This is a genomic window from Polaromonas sp. P1_E3 (assembly GCF_056405935.1).
Window position 1 is genome coordinate 1 of sequence record NZ_JBFUBD010000369.1, and the last position, 2,612, is coordinate 2,612.

Annotated in this window: 3 protein-coding genes; 1 reads left to right on the forward strand and 2 read right to left on the reverse strand. The window is 62.4% G+C overall.

Going from position 1 to position 2,612, the window contains the following annotated elements; all coding sequences use genetic code 11:
• Together AC1D0Z_RS19325 and AC1D0Z_RS19330 are read right to left on the reverse strand one after the other, a co-directional pair.
• On the reverse strand, window positions 1–1,032 hold a 1,032-nt coding region (locus tag AC1D0Z_RS19325), incomplete at its 3' end, for a histone deacetylase family protein (RefSeq protein ID WP_477659805.1).
• 79 nt (window positions 1,033–1,111) lie between these two features.
• On the reverse strand, window positions 1,112–1,957 hold the full coding sequence (locus AC1D0Z_RS19330; protein ID WP_477659806.1) for an N-formylglutamate amidohydrolase: 846 nt from the start codon (window positions 1,955–1,957) through the stop codon (window positions 1,112–1,114).
• 212 nt (window positions 1,958–2,169) lie between these two features.
• Between AC1D0Z_RS19330 and AC1D0Z_RS19335 the strand changes: the two genes are divergently transcribed.
• Window positions 2,170–2,612 (forward strand): porin family protein (locus AC1D0Z_RS19335; RefSeq protein ID WP_477659807.1); only part of this gene is annotated, 443 nt, incomplete at its 3' end.

Below are 2,612 nucleotides of genomic sequence, written 5' to 3' on the forward strand. Positions count from 1 at the left end.
ACCTTCAATGACATTGACAGCGTTGGTGCCAAGCGCAGCGGCGGCGTAACCCCCTTCCAGCACAAATACCGTGGGTAGCCCCAGCCTGCCCAGACGCTCACCGAGGCGAATAAAGTCGCCAGGCAGCAGCGCGAATTTGGAAATAGGGTCTTCGGCGAAGGTGTCCAGCCCCAGTGACACCACCAGCGCGTCGGCGCGATGCCGGGCTATGCGCTGGCAGGCTGCTTCCAGTGCCTCAAACCATCGCAGCACGGTACAGCCCGCGGCCAGCGGCAGGTTCAGGTTAAAGCCCTCGCCCTCGCCCGCGCCGGTTTCGTCGGCATGGCCCAGGTAGAACGGATATTCGGTCAGGGGATCGCCGTGCAGACTGACGAAAAGCACGTCAGCGCGATCGTAAAAAATGCTTTGTGTGCCGTTGCCATGGTGGTAGTCCACATCCAGCACCGCCACACGGGCGGCGCCGCCGTCCCGGAACGCCTGGGCGGCAACCGCCGCGTTGTTCAAAAAGCTGTAGCCGCCCATGAAGTCGGCCCCTGCATGGTGGCCGGGCGGGCGGCTGCAGCAGAAAACACCGCGCGTTGCAGGATGGACGGCCATCAGCAAGGCGGCCGCGCTGGCGGCGGCATCTGCCCCCGCCTTGGCAGCTGTCCAGGTTCCCGCGGAAAGCGGTGACCCGTTGTCCATTGAATAAAGGCCCAGCCGCGCGGTGAAGTTGACGGGCTCCACGTCGCTGCGCAAAGTACGCACGGGCCAAACCGAGGGGAAAGKCTGGCGCTGGTCGTTGCCGTCCTCCAGCGCGACCCAGTCCCGCCAGGCATGCTCCAGAAAGGCGAGGTAACGGGCGCTGTGCACTTTGGCCAGCAGCGCCCGGCTGTCGGCCTGTGGCGTGCGCAGCTCGTGGCCGCGCTCGCTCAGGCGGGCCTTGACGTATTCGGCGCGCGCGGGAGTTTCAAAGCACGGCACGCGTTCGCCGCGGTAGAACTCAAACGCAGGGGCATGGCCGTGGTGGCTGTCGCTGAAAAAAGTGAGCATGGTGGCCGACGGTGGGTTCGTTCTGGAAGGAGAAGGAAATGGAAATGGCCAGCGGCACGGCATGCCGTCGCAGCAGCCTTCAAAGTGTTCGCGGGTCGGTTGCCAGCAACAAGTCCACCAGAGAGCGCAGCGTGGCTTTCAGGGGCTCCGCGCCTGGCATCATCTCCAGCGTGGTTTCGTCCATATAGAGCTTGCGGTTGATCTCAAGCTGGATACTGTGCCGGTGCCTGGCCGGATCGCTGTAGCGGCGAACCAGTTCCACGCCTTTGTAGGGGTGGTTGTAGGCCACGCTGTAGCCGCGGGAACCCAGGTGTCCGCACACCAGCCTCGACAGTGCGGGGCTGGCGGTTGTGCCTTCACGGTCGCCGACCACAAAGTCGGCGTGCTCCTCACCCGGAAAATCGGTGGCGCTGCCAGAGGCCACCGCCGGCATGGAGTGGCAGTTGATGTGGATGCAGTAGCCGTGCTGCCGGTGTGCGGTATCAATCGCCTGCGCCACTGCGGCGTGATAGGGCTTCCAGCATTGCTCGATGCGCGCCTGGATTTCCGCCACGTCCAGTTTTCGGTCATAGAGCGGCACGCCTTCGTCAGTGGTCCGCCAGATCAGCCCTTTGCCGAGGCGGACCTTGGCCATGGCACGGGGCTCGTCATCTACCGGCCCGGGCCAGGGTGCGTTCAGCAGGGACACGTCCATCTCAGTGGTGTTGCGGTTGGCGTCCAGGTAGCTGCGGGGGAAATGCGCCTCTACCCAGTGCGCACCCAGTGAGGGGGCAAAGTCGTAAAGTTTTTCAACATGGGTGTCTTCGGCTGTGCGAAGCACGGCAAGATCGCAGGCGTGCCTGAAATCGGCCGGGTACACCGTCCCGCTGTGCGGGGAGTCAAGCACCAGAGGAGTGCTTCCGGACAGGTAGGTAATGGCGGGCATGCCCTGACTTTAGCAGCAGCAAAACGCCGGCCGCTTAGCGCATTCCTTCAACCAGTCGCTGCGCAAATTTCCGTTTGTCCTACAGCCTTTTAACTTTTAGGCTCACAACCGCGCCGGGATGCGGCCCTTAAATTTCACTGCGGAAAGCGCACCAAAACCACTTTTTCCACAACGAAAAGTGCATCCAGAAATCACCCCTTGAAGGAAACACCATGCCATCATTGACCCGCAAAATTTCCGCAACCGTGCTGGCTGCCGCTGCCCTGGCTGCGGCCGCAGGGGCCAACGCCCAAAGCGGTTCCACATCGTCGAACACCAGCATGACATCCAGCAGTTATTCTTTTTATTCGCCAGGCTCGCGTTATTTCGGCCTCAACGTGGGCAGGTCGGATTTTTCGCTGCCCGGCGGCGCCGGCGGTTTTGCTTCAGACAATCACGACACGTCGTACAACATCTATGGCGGCAGCTTTTTCAACAACAATTTCGGCCTGGAGCTGGGYTATACCGATTTCGGCAAGRTCAACCGYGGCGGCGGGCARACCGAYGCMGARGGYATCAACCTGAGCCTGGTCGGCCGKYTGCCMATGAGCAACTCCTTCAACCTGCTCGGCAAGCTGGGAACCACCTATGGGCGGACCCATGTGTCGGCCGCACC